Here is a 17538-nt window from a genome sequence, read left to right on the forward strand (position 1 = left end):
GTTCCCTAACGTCGGCCACATGTCGATGGTGGCGCTCGTCCTCGTGCTCCTGTCGTTGGCGCACCCGGGCGGTGCGCCCCCGTCGCAGGTGGTCGCGCACATTCCGACCCCGCCGTCGCCGGTGACCGGCACGGACGGGCGCACCCATCTCGTGTACGAGGTGCTGCTGCGCAATCTCGGCCGGAGCCCGGTCGGGGTGACCCGGGTCGCGGTGCACGGTTTGTCCACAGTGGATGGTGCGGAGGTGGACCGCCTGCTGTTCCACCGGGCGAACGGCACCTTCGGCAGGGTGCTGCCGCCGGGCGACACCGGCACGCTGCTGCTCGACGTCACGCTGCCGCCCGGCACGCGCACGCCGGCGGTGCTGAAGCACCGGATCGACGCGGGTGCGCGGCTCACCGTCCGGTCCACCGTGGACCGTCGGGCGCCGGTGCGCGTGGGACCGCCGCTGGGCGGCGGGAACCTGGCGGTGTTCGGCTGCTGCGGGCCGCCGTTCGGCCACCGGCGGGCCGCCTACGACGGCTTCGTCGCGCAGCGGTACGCGGTCGACCTGGTCCGGATGGACGGCGCGCTGAACATGTTCGCCGGCGACCCGACCGTCAACGCGAACTACTTCAGCTACGGCGACCCCGTCTCGGCCGTCGCCCCGGGACGGGTGCTCGCCGTGCGCGACGGCGTCGCGGAGAGCGTGCCGCCGCGGCTGCCCAACGTGCCGGACGAACAGGCGCTCGGCAACATGGTGATCCAGGACCTCGGCGGCGGCCGGACGGCGACGTACGCCCACCTGCGCCCCGGCAGCATCACGGTCCGTCCCGGCGACCTGCTCGTCCCCGGCCGGACTCTCGGCGAGGTGGGCAACTCCGGCCGGTCGTTCCAGCCGCACCTGCACTTCCAGGTGACCGCCCGGCCCGGCCTCCCGTCCGGGCTCGCCGCCGAGGGCGTGCCTTTCGTGTTCGAACGCCTTCAGCTGGACGGCCGCATCACCGGCATCGACGGCCCGCCTGCCGGCTGGGTGCGCGAACCCGCGTCGCCGCCGGCCGTGCGCACCGGCGAGTACCCGCTCAACGGCGACGTCCTGGCGTTCCCGGAAAGGTGAGCGCCGCGCATTCCGGGATGGTTGCACGTCGGTCACGGCCCCAACGCGACGCGTTGCGGCGGGCGTTCACCTGTCATGCGGAAGACATTGATCGTTCTGACAGCGACACTGGTCGGGCTTCTCGTGACGGGGACCCCGGCGACCGCTACCGCACCGGCACGGGGAATTCCGGACCGGGTCATGCTGCAGCCGGAGGAGCTGGGTGGCAGCGTGCCGGGGCCGGTCGAGGACGGGTTCGCGTGGTCGCTGCTGCCGCAGCCCTGCGCTGACCCGCCGGTGCCGCAGCCCGACGCGAGTCGAAGCCTCGCGGCCGATCTCGACGGCCGGTTCCGCGTGTACGAGAACGTGGCCCGCTACCGGGGCGACGGCGCCCGCGGCTACGTCGACGAGTTGAAGGCGCAGCTGGCCCGCTGCGGTGTCGGCGGCGGGGACGACGGCTACGACCCGGTCGCCGAGGATCACCTGGGACCGGACACGGTGCTCTTCACCGGCAACTACGACCTGGGCGACCGCTACGTCGGCTACGTGGTCGCGGCGCGCGGCCGCTACGTCGTGGTCCTCGCGATGACCGACTCGCGGCTCGGCGCCGCCGACCTGACCCTGCTGAACTCGCTCGCCCAACGGGCGATGGACCGGGTCGCCGCCTGCTGAACGCGGTACACCTGCGCCGGACGCACCGGTCCGGCGCAGGTCGCCACGCTCAGGCGATCGGCTGCCACCAGGGGTCGAGCGCGGGCGGTTCGTCGACGTCGACGCGTTCACCCGGGCGGGGCACCACCAGGGTCACGCCGCGCGCCTTGGCCTCGGCCCAGACCCGTTCGACCGGCTCCGACCAGTCGTGCAGCGCCAGGTTGAACGTCCCCCAGTGCAGCGGGATCATCACCCGGCCGCCGACGTCGAGGTGGGTGGCCACCCCCTCCTCGGGCGTCATGTGGATGTCCGGCCAGGCGTCGCCGTAGGCGCCGACCTGGATGAGAGTCGCGTCGAACGGCCCGTGCTCCCGGCCCACCCGCGCATAGCCGGGGAAGTAGCCGGAGTCGCCCGTGTAGAAGACCTTCCGCGTGCCGACGGCCATCACCCAGGAGGCCCACAGCGTGCCGTCGCGGGTGAGCGTGCGCCCCGAGAAGTGCCGCGCCGCCGTGCACGTCAACGTGACGCCGTTGATCGTGACGTCCTCGTCCCAGTCGAGTTCGACGATGCGATCGAGCGGCACACCCCAGCGTTCGAGATGTTCGCCCACGCCCAGCGGCACCACGAACGGCGCCCGCGTCAGCCCGAGCAGCGCCTTCACGGTCGGCATGTCGAGGTGGTCGTAGTGGTCGTGCGAGATGACCACCGCGTCGAGGCGCGGCAGGTCTTCCAGCTCGACCGGCACCGCGTGCATGCGCTTCGGCCCGACCCGCTGCGACGGTGAACAGCGATCGCTCCACACCGGATCGAACAGCACCCGCCGGCCGTCGGCCTCCACCAGCGCCGAGGAGTGCCCGTACCAGACGACCCCGAGGCCGGTCTCCGACGACGTCGGCGTCACCAGCGGGATCTCGCCCGAGGGTGAACGCTTCGCGTGCGGCTCCCCGAAGAACATCTGCCGCACGACCTTCTGACGCGTGCCCGGCGCCATCATCACCGAGGGCACCGTATTCTGGAACTTCCCGTCCCGGTACTGCGGTGAGCGGCGCACGCGCTCAGCCCGTTCCCCCGAGGGAGCACGACCGAGCGCGGACGGCACGTCGCGCGCGAACCAGGCCACGGCACCCACCGCGGCGGCAACAGCCAGCCACCTTTTCTTCGCCATGGGATCAAGTGTGCCTTCCTCCCCGGAGCCGTGACTGGTAGTACTGGTCCCATGCCGCATGAGATCAGTGCCGTCGTCGCGCGCGAGAAGAACGCACCCGTCAGCGTGGAGCGGATCCTGGTGCCCGATCCGGGCCCGGGCGAGGCGCTGGTCAAGGTGCAGGCGTGCGGGGTGTGCCACACCGACCTGCACTACAAGGAGGGCGGCATCGGCGACGACTTCCCGTACCTGCTCGGCCACGAGGCCGCGGGTGTGGTCGAGGCGGTCGGCGACGGCGTGACCGGGCTGGCGCCCGGCGACTACGTGATCCTCAACTGGCGGGCCGTCTGCGGCCAGTGCCGGGCCTGCCTGCGCGGCCGCCCCTGGTACTGCTTCGCCACGCACAACGCCACCCAGAAGATGACGCTCCTCGACGGCACGCCGCTGTCGCCCGCCCTCGGCATCGGGGCGTTCGCCGAGAAGACCCTCGTGGCGGCGGGCCAGTGCACCAAGGTCGACCCCGCGGCCCCGGCCACCGTGGCGGGCCTGCTCGGCTGCGGCGTCATGGCCGGCATCGGCGCGGCGATCAACACCGGCGGCGTCACCCGCGGCGACTCCGTCGCCGTCTTCGGCTGCGGCGGGGTGGGCGACGCGGCGATCGCCGGTGCCCGGCTGGCCGGCGCCACCACGATCGTGGCCGTCGACCTCGACGACCGGAAGCTCGAATGGGCGAGGGAGTTCGGCGCCACGCACACGGTCAACTCCGGCAGCGTCGACCCGGTCGAGGCGATCCGTGCCGCCACGGGCGGGTTCGGGGCCGATGTCGTGATCGAGGCGGTGGGCCTGCCGAAGGTGTACGAGCAGGCGTTCAACGCGCGTGACCTCGCCGGCACGGTGGTGCTGGTCGGGGTGCCCCGGCCGGACATGCAGCTCACCCTGCCGTTCCTGGACGTGTTCGGACGCGGCGGCGCGCTCAAGTCCTCCTGGTACGGCGACTGCCTGCCGAGCCGCGACTTCCCCGTGCTGATCGAACTGTTCAAGCAGGGCCGGCTGCCGCTGGACAAGTTCGTGACGGAGACGATCGGCATCAACGACGTCGAGGCCGCCTTCGACAAGATGCACAAGGGCGATGTCCTGCGCAGCGTGATGGTCCTGGACTAGCCGCCGGAATGCGAACGAGGCGGCGCGGGTAAATTGCGCGGGTGAGCGCGCTCAGGGAGGTCGGTGCACCCGACGACGGGTCCGCGGCGGTCCGTCGTCTCGGCGGACTGACCCGACGGGTGCCCTGGCGACGCGTCTTAGGCGCGGCCGGGCTGCTCCTCGTGGTGCTGGTGCTCTTCGCCGGCTACCTGCGGATGTCGCGGTCCCGGCCGGTCAACGCCGACGGTGCCAGCAACGCCCTGCAGGCGTGGGACATGCTGCACGGCAATCCGCTGCTGTCGGGCTGGACCGTCACGGACGTGTCGTTCTACACCACCGAACTGGTCGAGTACCTGCTGGTCGAGCTCTTCTACGGGCTGCGGGCGGACGTCGTGCACGTGGCCGCGGCCGTCACGTACACGCTGACGGTGCTGCTCGTCGCGGTCGTCGCCCGGGGCAGTGCCACCGGGCGGGAGGGCTGGCTGCGGGCCGGTGTCGGCGTGGCGATCGTGCTGGTGCCCTCGCCCGACATCGGCTACACGGTGGTGCTGCTGTCGCCGGACCACTTCGGGACGGGCGTGCCGCTGCTGGTGACCTGGCTCGTTCTCGAACGCGGCCTGCGCAAGCCGTCCCGATGGCTGCCGTACGCGGTGCTGGTGCTGCTGACCTGGGCGCAGCTGGGCGATCCGCTGGCGATGTTCATCGGGGCGGCGCCGCTGGCCGGGGTCTGCCTGCTGCGCATGTGGCGGGACCGGACCTGGCGCGGGCTCGACGCCCACCTGCTGATCGCGGCGGTCTCGTCGGTGTTCATGACGTATCTGGCGCTGGTGCTGATCCGGCTCGCGGGCGGGTTCGGGATCCACCCGCCGATCGCGAAGTTCGCGCCGCTGTCGGACCTGCTGACCCACCTGCGGGTGACGGGCGAGGCGCTGGCGCTCAACTTCGGCGGCCACTTCGGCATGTGGGACCACCCGCTGGGTTGGCCGGTCGCGCTGCTCAACCTGTGCGGGCTGGCCGTGGCGGCGTGGGCGTTCGGGGTGGCGCTGTCGCGCCTCGTGCGGCGGCCCGCGAACACGGCCGGCGACCGGGTGGCCGATGTGCTCGCCGTGGCGATCCTGGTCAACCTGCTGGCGTTCGTGGTGTCGACGCAGCCGGGTGACCTGTTGACGGCGCGGCAGGTGGTGGTGGTGCTGCCGCTGGGCGCGGCGCTGGGCGGCCGCCTCCTGGGCACGTACCTGCACGGGGCGGCGCGGCCGCGGACGGTGCCGGTGCTCGCGGGCGTTCTCGCCGTGCTGAGCATCGGGTGGGGCGTGAGCGCGGCGGTGGCCACGCCGGTCCGGCCGGAGGCGCACCAGGCGGCGGAGTGGCTCGCCGCGAACGGCCACACCTACGGCCTGGGCAGCTACTGGGCGGCGAACACGACGACGCTGTACACGCGGGGGAAGGTGCACGTCGCGCCGGTCGCCGGACTGGAGCGCATCGCCGGCTACCGCTGGGAGTCGCGCGAGGACTGGTACGACCCGGCCCGCAGGGACGCCCGGTTCGTGATCATCGATCTGTCGGAGGCGCACTACGGCACGGTCGATTCGGCGTTGGCGCAGTTCGGGCAGCCGGTGACCCGGCAGGACTTCGGCCGCTGGGCGGTGCTCGTCTACGACCGCAACCTGCTCGTGGGCCTGCCCGCGTTCTGCGAGCCGAGGCCCGCGGCGAGCATGGCGCAGTGCCCGTACCTGCGCCCGCGGATGCCGATGAGCACCCTGTTCTTCAAGTAGCAGATCTTCAAGTAGCAGATCTTCAGGTAGCCACCGGCCCCGCGATCACGGGACCGGTGGCGTAGGGGATCACTCCCGCACCGAGTGCATGGCCGCTTCCTCGGCCGTGGCCCCGCCGCCCGCCGAACCGGCGTCGTACGCGATCGCGTCCTTGTCCACGTCCTCGTGCGCGCCCTCGTCGGGCTCGACGATGCGGCCGACCGGCTCGGTGCCGTCCGGCACGTCGTACATCGACACCGGGGAGCCGGTGTTCGGCTCGATCACGGTCGTGTCGTTGACCAGCGCCTCGTCCGGGTCGATGTCGTCGTCGTCGCCGCGCGGGCGCAGTTCGGGGCGGGCCGCCGGGTCGGGGGTCTCGCGGGCGAGCTTGTAGTCCATCGGCTCGCCGATGCGGGCCTCCTCGGCGGTGGTGCCGTAGAGGTTCACGCCGAGCGGCCGGTCGGCGGGCAGCGCGGCCGGGTCGGGCCCGTCCGCCTCCCGGCCGGAGTACGCGTCGTCGTTGGCGGTCGAATCGTCGTCGGCGTAGTCCGGGAGTCCTTCCGCTTCGGGGTCGGACACCGGTGCCGGGTAGTTGTCCTGTCGCATGTGATCCGACGTACCCACCCGCCCCGCCGCTAACCCTGAGCCGCTGCCACGAAAGGGATATTTAGGATATAACGAACAGGTGAAGATCGCTCTGCTCGGACCCGTCGCCTGGCGCACCCCACCGCGCGCCTACGGCCCCTGGGAACAGGTCGTCTCCCTGCTCGCCGAGGGGCTCGTGGCGCGCGGGGTGGACGTGACCCTGTTCGCGACGCTGGACTCGCGCACCGCCGCGCGGCTCGAGGGCGTGTGCGCCCGCCCGTACAACGAGGACGGGTCGCTCGACGGGCGGGTCTGGGAGGCGCTGCACACCGCCCACTGCTACGAACGCAGCGGCGGCTTCGATCTCGTGCACAACAACCTCGACTGGCTGCCGCTGGCGATGAGCGGGTTCTGCCGCACGCGACTGCTCACGACGGTGCACGGCTTCAGCGACCGGCGGATCCTGCCGGCGTACCGGCGTTCCAACTCGGCGTTCGTGTCGATCTCCAATGCCGACCGCGCGCCGGAACTCGACTACGTCGCCACCGTGCACCACGGGATCGACCTGGCACAGTTTCCGGTGCGGTTGCAGCGGGGCGGCCCGCTCGTGGCGTTCGGCCGGATCCACCCGGACAAGGCGACGGCCGACGCCATCGAGATCGCCCGGCGGGCCCGGCGGACGCTGATCATCTGTGGCCCGATCCACGACGAGCGCTACCACACCGAACGCGTTCTCCCGCACGTCGACGGCGAGAACGTCCGCTACCTCGGCAACGTCGGCCCGACCGACCGGGCCAGGATCCTGGGGGAGGCCGCGGCGCTGCTGCACCCGCTCGGCTTCGACGAACCCTTCGGCCTGTCCGTCGTCGAAGCCATGGCCTGCGGCACACCCGTCGTCGGCTACCCGCGCGGCGCCCTGCCGGAGACCGTCGACCACGGCGTCACCGGTTTTCTCGTCGACGGGATCGGACCCGCCGCGGAGGCGGTAGCGGATGCGGAATCGCTGGACAGGAGTACGGTCGCCGATGTGGCCCGGCGACGCTTCTCCGCCGCGCGCATGGTCGACGAATACCTCACCGTCTACGAGAAGCTGCTGGGATAGCGCCCGCGGGAGGCACCTGCGTGGAACCACCGTCAGCGTTCGCGGTACACGCCGACCGGGCGGTGTACACGCCGCTGGTGCGCCCCCTGCTCGACGCGCTCGCCGACGTCGACGGCACCGTGCTCGACATCGCCGCCGGCAACGGCGCGCTCACCGCGCTCCTGCCCGACGCCGTGGCCCTGGACCGGGACGCCGGCCAACTGCGCGCCAACCCGGCGCCGCTTCGGGTGCGCGCCGACGCCGCGTGCCTGCCGTTCGCCGACGACACGTTCGCGGCGGCGGCGTGCGGCTTCGGCCTGCACCACTTCGCGCACCCGGCCGCCGCGATCGCCGAGATGGCCCGCGTGGCGCCGGTCGTGGCGGTGCTGACCTGGGCCCGCCCGGACGTGCCGTATCCGCCGCGCGAGGCGGTGGTGGAGGTGCTGTCCCGTTCGACGCCGCGGCGCACGGCCGTCCTCGCGGAGCGCCGTTCCGAACGGGTCGGCCACCCCGCCGTCCTGCGCGACCTCATGGCGGTCGCCGGGCTGCGGGCGATGGCGCGCTACGTCACCGTCACGGTGCCGTGGCCGGGGACGGCGGAGTACGTGGCGTACCGGCTGGGACCGGTCGACTTCGTCTCCTTCGGCGAGGAGGCCATCGAGGCGGTCGACGCGCTCGGTGTGGAGCAGCGCCGGTGGACTCCCCGCCTGGTGTTAGCTGTTGGTCATCGCTAAGTAGCGATCTGTTGTTCTTCTGCCCTAGTCTCGATTTCCAGGGCGGATGGGAGCACAGGGGTGGAGCGCAGAGCCGGCGGTCGCAGCAGGTATCCCTCCCAGAGCGGCCCCGACCTGGCCGGATACCTCGACGAGGCGACCCGGCTGCGCCGCCGAGGCACGCCGGCCGCCGCCCGGATCGTGCTGGAGCGGGCCGTCGCGCTCGCCCGGGCCGCCCCCGGGGCCGACCGGCTGCAGCTCGTCAGCGTGCGCCGGATGCTCGGCGAGGTGCTGTACGAGCTGGGTGATCCCGCGGCGGCGTTCCGGGTCGTGTCGCCGCTCGTGCGCGAGACGGAGCACGAGTTCGGCCATCGCCACCCGGCCACCGTCCGCGCGGTCGCCGTTCTCGGGGCGGTCGTTCACGAGTTGGGGGAACTGGACACAGCCGAGCGGATGTACCAGCGTGTCGTGGACGTGGCGCCGGAGATCGGTGGGCCCACGCTGCGTTCGGCGTCGCTGGCGCGCGTACGGCTGGCCATGCTGCACCGCGACCGGGGCGACCTGCGGGCCGCGCTCGACGAGCTGACCGGCGCGTTCCAGGCGCACCGCGAACGCTACGGCACCGAGGACGCCGACACCGTGCACATCGGCGCCGAACTGGCCGCCCTGCACCGCGCCGCCGGCGACAGCGCATCCGCCCGCCGGGTCCTGACCGTCTCGTACGTGGCGGCCGCCGCCGGCCTCGGCGAGGACAACCCGCTGACCCGCCGCCTCGAACGCGAACTCGCCCAGCTCGAACCCCCGATGCCCTCCGCCCCGGTGGACCTGCCCGGCGACGCCCACTCCCGCAGCCTCCAGCGTCGCCACGACCGCCGGGCGCGCAACCGCCGCAAGCAGGCGCGCGGCGGGGCGGCCGCCCGGGCGGCCCTGACCACCACGTCCGAACGCCGTGCGCTCCCACCCCCACCCGCCGCGAACGGCACCTGGGCCCGCTGGCCCGAGTCCCTCACCTACACCGGCGAGAACCCGGTGATCCGCCCCACCGCCTACGCCCCACCGCCCGGCACCGGCTCGCCCGGCACCCGCGGCGCGTACGGCCCGGCTGCCGGCGGCTCTGCCGGTGCATACGGCCGGGGCGGCCCGGCCGGCGGCTTCGCGGGCGCGCACGATGCCTATGGCCCGGCCAGTTCACGCGAGGCGTACGGCCCGGCTGCCGGCGGCTCTTCCGATGCGCACCGTGCCTACGGCCCTGGGGGAGGCGGCCCCGCTACCGCACCCGATGCCTACGGCCCGGCGGTCGCCGGCGGCTCGCGCGACGCCTACGGCGATGGTCCTGCCGGTGCGCACGGCGCTTTCGACCCGGCCGGCACCCGGGAAGCCTTCGGCCCCGCCGCCGCAGGCGGCGCTTCCCGCACGACCGGCGCTCCCCGCCTGCCGGTCCAGCGCGGCTTCCCGTCGCGGCCCGGCTACGCCGACCCACCTTCCCACGCCGACCGCCCCGGCTACGCCGATCCGCCTTCGCGCACCGACCGCCCCGGCTACGCCAGCCCCTCCGGCTACGCCGACCCGCCCGCTTACGCCGAGCCGCCGGTGTCCGCCGACCCGCCCGGCTACCCGCAGCGGCCTGGTTCATCAGACCCGGCCGGCCGTTTCGGGCGACCGGCCCTCCTCGATCGCAGCGCCGTCGACACTGCTGACCTCACCGGCTGGCCGGCCGCCGCACCGTCCACTATGGACAGTGATGCGACCGGCAAGGAGCTGGAGCCCCGCCCCCGGGCGCCGCTGCCGGTCGTGACGCCGTCCCGCACCCGCCCGTCGGCGACTCCGCCCGGCCGCCGCCTCGCCGGCATGCGCACCATCGCCGCCACGGCGCTGGTGATCGGTGCGGCGATGGCCGTAGCGGGTTCGCTCGCACTGGCGGGCGTCTCCCTCTCCCTGCCCGAACGCCCACCGGACACCGCGGCCCCCGCCCCGTCGGCGACACCACCCGCTCCGTCGCCTTCCCCGTCCCTGTCCCCGTCGCCGTCGCGCCCACCGCCACCGCCGGCCGAGCGCGCCACGGTGAACGTGCGCGACGAGGGCGCCACGTTGATCGTCTCCTGGAAACTGGCGACCCCGGCAGCGGTCAAGGTCGGCCTCATCGAACCGCCGGGCGAGGAGGTGCGCACGGTCGCCAACCTGCCGGCCGGTACCACCACGCACAACCTGCGCGGCCTGAACCCCCGCAAGAACTACTGCGTCCTGGTGCGACTCGCCACGGATCCCGGCCCACCCGACTCCGGCGGCATAGCCTGCACCCGCCGCTGAACGACACCCGCAGCCCTCGACGGCCCTACGGCTCGATCTCGTCCAGGATCCGCCGGAGCAACCCGGCTGCCGCATCGCCCATGAGGGCGGCGTCCATCAGGTTGGAAAACGCCCTGCGATAGAAGTCCACCTGCTCCGGCCGGCGAATGTTGACCGGCCGCGTCAGGAGTTCGACGTGCACGAGGGGCTCGTCGTCGGCGACTTCATCGAAGAGGACGAACCCGCCGGTGCGCCAGACGAGGGGCGGCACCATCGGCAGAATCCGGAGGTCGACGTTGGGCCGGTCCATGACCTCACCCAGCCGGCCGAGCTGCTCGCGGTGTTCATCGACCGGACCGACCGGCCAGCGCAGCACCGGTTCCGGCACCACGAACCTCAGTCGCTTCGTGGTGTCGTAGAGGATGCGCTGCCGCTCCAGCCGTCCCATGACCCGTTCGGCCACATCCGGCAGCACGCCGTCCGGACCGGCGGAGAACACGCGCCGGGCGTAGGACGCCGTTTGAAGCAGCCCGGGGAGGATCGCCGGCTGATAGACGCTGATGAGCGCAGCCGTCGCCTCGAACTCCGCCGTCGACCGCTGGAGGTCGTTGTCCTCGGTCTCGGACCACGACGTCGGCCCGAGCAGTGCCGCCTCGGCCAACGTCAGCAGTTCCTGCCGGCGCTGGTCGGATGCCCGCGTGGCGCGACACCAGGCGTCGACCTCGGCCAGGGTGACCGGTGCCGCGCCGGACTCGATGCGGGAGACCTTCGGCTGTGACAGCTTGAGCGCGGCCGAGAGCTGAGGCTGGGATAGCCCGGCCGTCTTACGGAGGCGACTCAGCGCCTGCCCGAGGCGCCGGCGCTGAGTCGTTTCCCCGAATGCGGACATGGCGGCGTTCCTGTCAGGTGCTGGTCGTGAAGTCCGCGAGCGGAACCGCGTGCCGCCGTGCGAGTTCGAGTGCGGCCGAGGCGACCGCGATGTCCTCCGGACTGCCCTTCCGGTAACCGATGAGCAGGCCCTCGGGGGTGTAGTCGTACCAGACGACGAGGGCGTGATCGGTGTACCCGTCGAAGAGAACGAAGTCGTGCGTCAGTGAGGCGAGAGCGGGATCGGCGGCGCGATCCGTGATCAGCACCGACTCGCCGGCCCGGATGTTCTCGTCGTAGGCCGCGAATTCGTAGCGCACATAGTCGGACAGCGGTCGATCGACGACATGGATGCGGCCGATGCGCTTTCCCGTGGCGACGGCACCGGCGATCAGCTCGAGCGAGGCGGCCTTGCCGGGACGGAACGATAGTGGCCGGCCCTGCCGAAACGCCTCCTGCCGCTCCTCGTCTCCCGGGACGACGTACGTCTGAAGCGTCTCCAGGCGTGCGGCTTCAGTGGTGAAGTCCCGGTACCGCGCCATGAGCTCGTCGGTGTTCATGGACCCTCGATGAGGCGACGGGCGGCGTCGAGGACGAGCTGCCCGGGCAGTCGAACCGCCGACTCTCCGTCGGGTAGGTAGAGCTGGCCCTCGGTTGCGCTGTCGAGGTCGTAGCCCTGGACCACGACGTCGCTCCCGTCCTCGAAGATCTTCGGGCAGGTCTTGACGTCATCGCAGAGCCCTGCGATCTGTCGTAGCGCCATCTCAGAATGTGTGGCCAAAGGGGGGCCTACTCGAGAGAAAATCTCACTGAATGCCCGGCGGAAAGTGAAACGGAGTCGCTATTCCGGTTGCCGGTTGGCGACATAGACGCCACGCCCGGGCTGCCCGTATACGAGCCGGAGCGTCTTAAGCTCCACCATGGCGAATCTGATCACGGTCTCGCTGACCTTGTAGTGCAGCCGCAGTTCACGGGTGCTCGGGAGCTTGTCGCCCGGCTTCAGGACGCCGCTCTCGATCTGTGCCCTGATCTGTTCCGTGATCTGGCTGTACAACGGCTTTCCCGGCTCGAACACAATCGATCCCTCCCGTGGCTACAGCACCACGCGGAGGGGCGAACCTACGTTCTGGGGTATCGCTACGTTACCTAGTGACGTAGGTTGCAAGGACCGAAATTGCTGGTCGGCGTGATTCGTCGGCGGGTGGTCGCTGCCCACCTGCGCGCTGAAGACGAGGAACAGCCTCCGACCGTCTTCCCCATCCGACGGGAGGTTCCCGGTGTTGACGGGCGACGAGTTGTTCCACGTCGCGCACGATGACCGCTCCGGGCGGGCGCGGTTGCACCCACGGGTGGCCGGCCTGGGGCTGGCGGCCGCGCTCCTCGGCGAACTGGTCCTCGACGGCCGTGTCGAGGTCCACGGCGACGGGCTCGAGATCGTGCGGCGCGACCCGCCGGTCGATCCGCTCGCGCACGCCACCCTGGCGCAGTTGCTCGCCCAGCCGCATCACCACGACGTGCGCGTGTGGCTTGCATTTCTCGGGGCGACGGCGATCGAGTCGGTGGCGCAGCGGCTCGTGGTCGCCGGGCAGCTGCGCCGCGTCGTGCACGGGCGGTGGCGTCGGCGCGTGTACTACCTGCCGGAGAACGCCGAACGCGCGGCCGGGGTGGAGGTACGCCTCGCCCGTCTCCTCACGGCACCGCCGCCGCGTCCGCATCCGGGGCGCCTCGCGCTGACCACTCCCGGTGCCGCGTCGGATGTCGACGGCCTCCCGCCAGCGCCCGGCGCCGGGTCCCGCTCGCCAGGGCTCGGCGCCACTGCTCGGCCGGCGTCGCCGGACGCCGCACAGCGTCCCGGAGATGCACCGACGCCACGACCGGGACGCCGCATCGCGTCCGCCGATGACCGGCCCGGCGCGGGAATCGGCCAGGACGTCCGGCCGCAGCCCCGGCGTTCACCGCCCGACGAGGACCCGGCGGGCACGCGGCTTGTCCAGGCGGCAGCGCGATCCGACGGCGGCCGACCCGGCTCCCGGATCACGACGCGCGTCATGCCTCCCGAGGACGGGCCGTCCCGCACCTGGCTCGCGCCGCACGCCGCGCAAGCGCCGGTGCACGGTCAGGGCCCGCCGGCCCCGAGGCCCGTGCGGCACAGCGACGGCCCGTACGCCGCCGAACCGCCGCCGCTGGCCGAGGCGGACGCGTTCCTCGCCGGACTGGTCGCGGTGACCGGCCTGGCGCGGCACGTGCTCTGGCAGCCCGACACCCACGACCTGGGCATGGCCCGCATCGCCGCGTCCGTGGCGGCGCTGCGCCCGTCCCTGTTCCACCTGCTCGCGTTCACCGAGGCGGCGGTCGGCGATGCCGTTCTGGCTCCGCGCTGACAACCGGTACCGGGACACGCAGCACAGACACCCGGGCCAGGCCCGGTTCGTTCAGTCCATGGCACCTGAGGAAACCTGGAGAGTCACCCATGCCCCGTTCGTCCACCGTGCCGCGAACCGATCATGTCTCGCGCACTCTCGCCCGCGACCGGCTGGGGGTGCCGGCCGTGGTGTTCTTCGTGATGTCGGCGGCCGCCCCGCTGACCGTCGTCGCCGGCGTCGTCCCGACCGGGTTCGCGGTCACCGGGATCACCGGCATACCGCTGGCGTTCCTGGTCGTGGGCGCCGTGCTGGTGCTGTTCTCGGTCGGGTACGTCACCATGGCGCGGCACGTCGCGCACGCGGGGGCGTTCTCGGCGTACGTCGCCCGGGGGCTCGGCCGGCCGCTGGGCGTGGGCGCCGCGTGGATGGCCCTGCTCGCCTACAACTGCCTGCAGACCGGCCTCTACGGCGCGATCGGCGCGGCGGCCGGACCGCTGCTCGGCGAGTGGTTCGGGGTCAGGTTGCCCTGGTGGCTCGTGGCGTTCGTGGCGTGGGCGCTGGTGGCGGCGCTGGGCGTGCTGCGCGTCGACGTCAACGGCACCGTGCTCGCCGTCCTGATGGTGGCCGAGGTCGCCGTCATCCTGGTCTTCGACGCGGCCGACCTGCTGCGGCCGGCGCACGGGGTGATCCGGTTCGACACGTTGAGCGTCGACAACCTGCTCGCGCCGGGCCTCGGGGCGGTGCTCGCCCTGGCGGTGCTCGGCTTCGTCGGGTTCGAGTCGGCGGCGGTCTTCTCCGAGGAGTCGCGCGACCCGCGCCGCACCGTGCCGATCGCCACCTACACGAGCGTTCTGCTGATCGCGGGGCTCTATGCCGTCTCCGCGTGGGCGATGACCGTCGCCGCCGGCCCCGACGAGGTCGTCGATCTTTCGCGGGAACGGGGACCGGAGATCGTTTTCAGCCTCGCATCGGCACAACTGGGCGGCGCCGCGGCGGATGTGGGGCACGCGTTGTTCCTCACCTCGGTGCTGGCCGCGATGATCTCGTTCCACAACACGACGGCGCGGTACGCGTTCGCGCTCGGGCGGGAAGGGGTGCTGCCGCGCCGGCTCGGCGAGACGTGGCGGCGCACCGGTGCGCCGGCGGTGGGTTCGCTGCTGCAGAGCGGGTTCGGGATCGTGGTGATCGCGGTGTACGCGTACGCCGGCTGGGACCCGCTGGTGCAGCTGTTCTTCTGGGCCGGCACCGGTGGCGGCTACGGCGTTCTGCTGCTGGTGACGCTGACCTCGGTCGCGGTGATCATCTTCTTCCGGCGCGAACCGCGCGGGGAGAGCTGCTGGCGCCGCGCCGGTGCGCCGGTTCTCGCCTCCGCCGCCCTGCTCGTGATCACGTATCTCGCCACGGCACACATCGACGTGCTGCTCGGGGTGCCGCCGGGCCACTGGCTGCGCTACGCCGTTCCCGGGGCGTACGCGGCCGTCGCGCTCGCCGGTGTGGTGTGGGGGCTCGTGCTGCGCTTCGCCCGGCCGCAGATCTACGTGCGCATCGGGCTCGGCGCCAAGGCGGCCACGTCCACCCTCGGGCTGAACATCCCGCAGCCGCGCCGTTCCGCCGAACACTCGCGGGGAACGGGACGGGTGGTGCGCTGATGACGTTCCACCCGATGCTCCTGGCCCATACGGCCGACGCGCACGTGATCGCGGCGACCGTCGCGGTGGCCTTCAAGGACCTCGACGTCGCGCGGTGGCTCGTCCCCGACGACGACGAACGCCAAGCCGTCCTCTACCGCAACTTCCGGATCCACGTCGAGCACGCCCTGGAGTACGGCCAGGTCTGGACGGTGCCCGACCACCGGGGCGCGGCGGTGTGGTTCGCGCGGAACGGCGACCTGCCCGCGATCGACGACTACGAAAACCGGATGACCCGCGCCTGCGGCCCGTACGCCGCCAACTTCCGCGCGCTCGACGCGGCCTTCGACGCGGCGCATCCGGCCCGGCCCCACCACCATCTCGCGTTCCTGGCCGTTGACCCCTACATGCAGGGGCGCGGCCTGGGCAGCGCCCTGCTCGAACAGCACCTCATCCACCTCGACCTGACCCCCCGACCGGTCGGGTCCTACCTGGAGGCGTCCAGTACCCGGGCCCGGGAGCTGTACCTGCGGTACGGCTACGTCGACCACGGTCCACCGATCCGCCCCGCCGACGGGGTGGAACTGTGGCCCATGTGGCGCGACCCGCATCCGGACCGACGCTTCCCTCCGGCGGTGTGACATGACGACGATCGGGCGGACGAACGTCCCCTTCAACCCCGAACACACGCCGCGCCGGCCGGACTGGACGTGCCGGGTCTGCGCCCAGCCATGGCCCTGCCCCACCCGCAAGAACAGGCTGCGCGCCGAGCACGCCGAACATCCCGTGCGCACCGGCCTCTTCCTCGCCGCGTGCGCCCGGCAGGCGGCCGAGGACCTGCACGCGCCGCCGGAGGCGATGGACGACCGGATGCTGCACTGGCTGCGCGGGGGCCGGCGATGACGACCTCGGACGGCTCGCGCTACTCGGAGATCGACATCACGGTGCCGCACCCCGCACGGCGCTACAACTACTGGCTCGGCGGCAAGGACAACTTCAAGGCCGACCGGGACTCCGGGGACGCGATCGCCGCCGTGTTCCCGGGTATCCGGACCGCCGCGATGGAGAACCGGCGCTATCTGCGGCGCGTCGTCGACCATCTGGCGCGGGCCGGGATCCGGCAGTTCCTGGACATCGGGACGGGGATCCCGGGGCCGTACAACACGCATGAGGTGGCGCAGGCGGTCGACCCGGCGGCGCGGGTGGTGTACGTCGACAACGACCCGTTGGTGGTGGTGCACGCGCGGGCGTTGCTGACCGGCACCAAGGAGGGCGCGACCGGCTATCTGGAGGCGGATCTCCGGGACCCGCGATCGATCCTGAACGCGCCCGAACTGACCTCGGTGCTCGACCTCGACCAGCCGGTGGCACTGCTGCTCATCGCGGTGCTGCACTTCGTCGGCGACGGCGACGACCCGTACGGCGTGGTCGAGACGCTGCGCGACCGGCTGGCCCCCGGTTCCTACCTGGCGCTGAGCCACTCGACCTGGGACGTCATGCCACCCGAGGCGGTGGAGCGGCTGCGCCCGTTGGCGGCGGCCGGCCCGGTCCCGTTCGTGCCGCGCACGCGGGCCGAGGTGGCGCGCTTCGTGGACGGGATGACGCTGGTCGAGCCGGGCATCACGCTCGTGCACCACTGGCACGCCGACGAGGAGGGCCCACCGGAGGCGGAGGTGGCGACGTACGGCGTGGTGGCGGGCCCGACGTAGCCTGGCCGGTGTCCCGAGGCGTGGGAACTGCCGCCGAACGTGTGTGAGCTCACGGAGGTCAACTAGCCAGTTGATATCCGTGAGCTCACACACGTCCGCACTGAACTCACACCCGTGTGAGCGGAACAGCCGCAGTCGTGATCAGGCCGTCGTGTGGGGGGCGCCGAGCAGGTCGGCCACGCCGGCGATGTCCAGCTGGCGGCTGACGAACGGGCTGGTGCTGGCCACCACCAGCTGTGCCCCCTCCGCCGCGGCCATCCGGTGCGACGCGACCAGGGCGCCCACCGCTCCGGAGTCCAGGAACGTCACCAGCCCCAGGTCCAGCCGCACCGTGTGCGGGCGACGCGACGCCAGCACGGACTGGATCGCGGACCGCAGCTCGTCGGCGTTGCCGTGGTCGATCTCGCCCCGCACCGACAACACGGCGCCGCCGTCCGGGCTGACGGTGGTGGTGACGGAGAGACCCACGTGAAGCTCCACGAAATCGGTGTCCGGTGCGTCGGGTTTTTACCATCCTAGAGAGCCCGGCCGAGCCCCCGCACATC

General features: G+C 72.4%; 19 protein-coding genes. 12 read left to right on the plus strand and 7 right to left on the minus strand.

Going from position 1 to position 17538, the window contains the following annotated elements; all coding sequences use genetic code 11:
• Positions 1–19 precede the first annotated feature (19 nt).
• Positions 20–1096: a M23 family metallopeptidase gene (locus Val02_RS22095; protein WP_203901050.1), complete on the plus strand. Its 1077-nt coding sequence runs from the start codon at positions 20–22 to the stop codon at positions 1094–1096.
• Between the two features lie 180 nt (positions 1097–1276).
• Positions 1277–1747, plus strand: a complete 471-nt coding sequence (locus Val02_RS22100; RefSeq protein ID WP_203901051.1) for a hypothetical protein — start codon at positions 1277–1279, stop codon at positions 1745–1747.
• Positions 1748–1796: 49 nt separating this feature from the next.
• Here the strand turns inward: Val02_RS22100 and Val02_RS22105 are convergent, their stop codons facing one another.
• Positions 1797–2891: an MBL fold metallo-hydrolase gene (locus Val02_RS22105; RefSeq protein WP_203901052.1), complete on the minus strand. Its 1095-nt coding sequence runs from the start codon at positions 2889–2891 to the stop codon at positions 1797–1799.
• Between the two features lie 51 nt (positions 2892–2942).
• Here Val02_RS22105 and Val02_RS22110 point away from each other — a divergent pair, with 51 nt between their 5' ends.
• On the plus strand, positions 2943–4031 hold the full coding sequence (locus Val02_RS22110; protein WP_203901053.1) for an S-(hydroxymethyl)mycothiol dehydrogenase: 1089 nt from the start codon (positions 2943–2945) through the stop codon (positions 4029–4031).
• 41 nt (positions 4032–4072) lie between these two features.
• Positions 4073–5782 (plus strand): hypothetical protein, encoded by a 1710-nt coding sequence (locus tag Val02_RS22115; protein ID WP_203901054.1) that lies wholly within the window; start codon positions 4073–4075, stop codon positions 5780–5782.
• 69 nt (positions 5783–5851) lie between these two features.
• On the opposite strand, the gene Val02_RS22120 is transcribed toward Val02_RS22115, so the two are convergent.
• Positions 5852–6367, minus strand: a complete 516-nt coding sequence (locus Val02_RS22120; protein ID WP_203901055.1) for a DUF5709 domain-containing protein — start codon at positions 6365–6367, stop codon at positions 5852–5854.
• Between the two features lie 79 nt (positions 6368–6446).
• Between Val02_RS22120 and Val02_RS22125 the strand changes: the two genes are divergently transcribed.
• The 3 genes from Val02_RS22125 to Val02_RS22135 are packed head-to-tail and all read left to right on the plus strand — an operon-like array spanning position 6447 to position 10447.
• Positions 6447–7448 carry a glycosyltransferase family 4 protein gene (locus Val02_RS22125; protein ID WP_203901056.1) on the plus strand — a complete coding sequence of 334 codons (1002 nt, stop codon included), beginning with the start codon at positions 6447–6449 and terminating at the stop codon, positions 7446–7448.
• A gap of 20 nt (positions 7449–7468) precedes the next feature.
• Positions 7469–8161, plus strand: coding sequence for a class I SAM-dependent methyltransferase (locus Val02_RS22130; protein WP_203901057.1), 693 nt, complete (start codon positions 7469–7471; stop codon positions 8159–8161).
• A gap of 60 nt (positions 8162–8221) precedes the next feature.
• Positions 8222–10447, plus strand: coding sequence for a hypothetical protein (locus tag Val02_RS22135; RefSeq protein WP_203901058.1), 2226 nt, complete (start codon positions 8222–8224; stop codon positions 10445–10447).
• A 25-nt stretch (positions 10448–10472) separates the two neighbouring features.
• Here Val02_RS22135 and Val02_RS22140 read toward each other — a convergent pair whose 3' ends face one another.
• From Val02_RS22140 to Val02_RS22155, 4 genes are all read right to left on the minus strand, one after another.
• Complete coding sequence (locus tag Val02_RS22140) at positions 10473–11315, minus strand: helix-turn-helix domain-containing protein (protein WP_203901059.1); 843 nt, start codon at positions 11313–11315, stop codon at positions 10473–10475.
• Positions 11316–11328: 13 nt separating this feature from the next.
• Positions 11329–11853 carry a DUF6879 family protein gene (locus Val02_RS22145; protein ID WP_203901060.1) on the minus strand — a complete coding sequence of 175 codons (525 nt, stop codon included), beginning with the start codon at positions 11851–11853 and terminating at the stop codon, positions 11329–11331.
• The gene (locus Val02_RS22150; protein ID WP_203901061.1) at positions 11850–12056 is read right to left on the minus strand and encodes a hypothetical protein; all 207 of its coding nucleotides are present in this window, start codon (positions 12054–12056) and stop codon (positions 11850–11852) included. Before Val02_RS22150 ends, Val02_RS22145 begins: the two co-directional genes overlap by 4 nt.
• Positions 12057–12134: 78 nt before the next feature.
• Positions 12135–12368: a winged helix-turn-helix domain-containing protein gene (locus Val02_RS22155; RefSeq protein ID WP_239153236.1), complete on the minus strand. Its 234-nt coding sequence runs from the start codon at positions 12366–12368 to the stop codon at positions 12135–12137.
• 202 nt (positions 12369–12570) lie between these two features.
• Here Val02_RS22155 and Val02_RS22160 point away from each other — a divergent pair, with 202 nt between their 5' ends.
• The 5 genes from Val02_RS22160 (at position 12571) to Val02_RS22180 (ending at position 16993) form a co-directional block, all read left to right on the plus strand.
• Positions 12571–13674 (plus strand): GPP34 family phosphoprotein, encoded by a 1104-nt coding sequence (locus Val02_RS22160; RefSeq protein ID WP_203901062.1) that lies wholly within the window; start codon positions 12571–12573, stop codon positions 13672–13674.
• A gap of 89 nt (positions 13675–13763) precedes the next feature.
• Entirely contained in the window at positions 13764–15305 is a 1542-nt protein-coding gene (locus tag Val02_RS22165) for an APC family permease (RefSeq protein WP_203901063.1), read from the plus strand.
• Complete coding sequence (locus tag Val02_RS22170) at positions 15305–15925, plus strand: GNAT family N-acetyltransferase (protein WP_203901064.1); 621 nt, start codon at positions 15305–15307, stop codon at positions 15923–15925. The genes Val02_RS22165 and Val02_RS22170 overlap by 1 nt, the downstream gene beginning before the upstream one ends.
• Before the next feature lies 1 nt (position 15926).
• Positions 15927–16187 carry a hypothetical protein gene (locus Val02_RS22175; RefSeq protein ID WP_203901065.1) on the plus strand — a complete coding sequence of 87 codons (261 nt, stop codon included), beginning with the start codon at positions 15927–15929 and terminating at the stop codon, positions 16185–16187.
• Positions 16184–16993 (plus strand): SAM-dependent methyltransferase, encoded by an 810-nt coding sequence (locus tag Val02_RS22180; RefSeq protein ID WP_203901066.1) that lies wholly within the window; start codon positions 16184–16186, stop codon positions 16991–16993. The genes Val02_RS22175 and Val02_RS22180 overlap by 4 nt, the downstream gene beginning before the upstream one ends.
• 141 nt (positions 16994–17134) lie before the next feature.
• On the opposite strand, the gene Val02_RS22185 is transcribed toward Val02_RS22180, so the two are convergent.
• A complete protein-coding gene (locus tag Val02_RS22185; protein ID WP_203901067.1) occupies positions 17135–17461 on the minus strand; it encodes an STAS domain-containing protein in 327 nt (108 codons plus the stop codon).
• Positions 17462–17538 lie beyond the last annotated feature (77 nt).

The organism is Virgisporangium aliadipatigenens, from assembly GCF_016863615.1.
GTDB classification, from domain to species: domain Bacteria; phylum Actinomycetota; class Actinomycetes; order Mycobacteriales; family Micromonosporaceae; genus Virgisporangium; species Virgisporangium aliadipatigenens.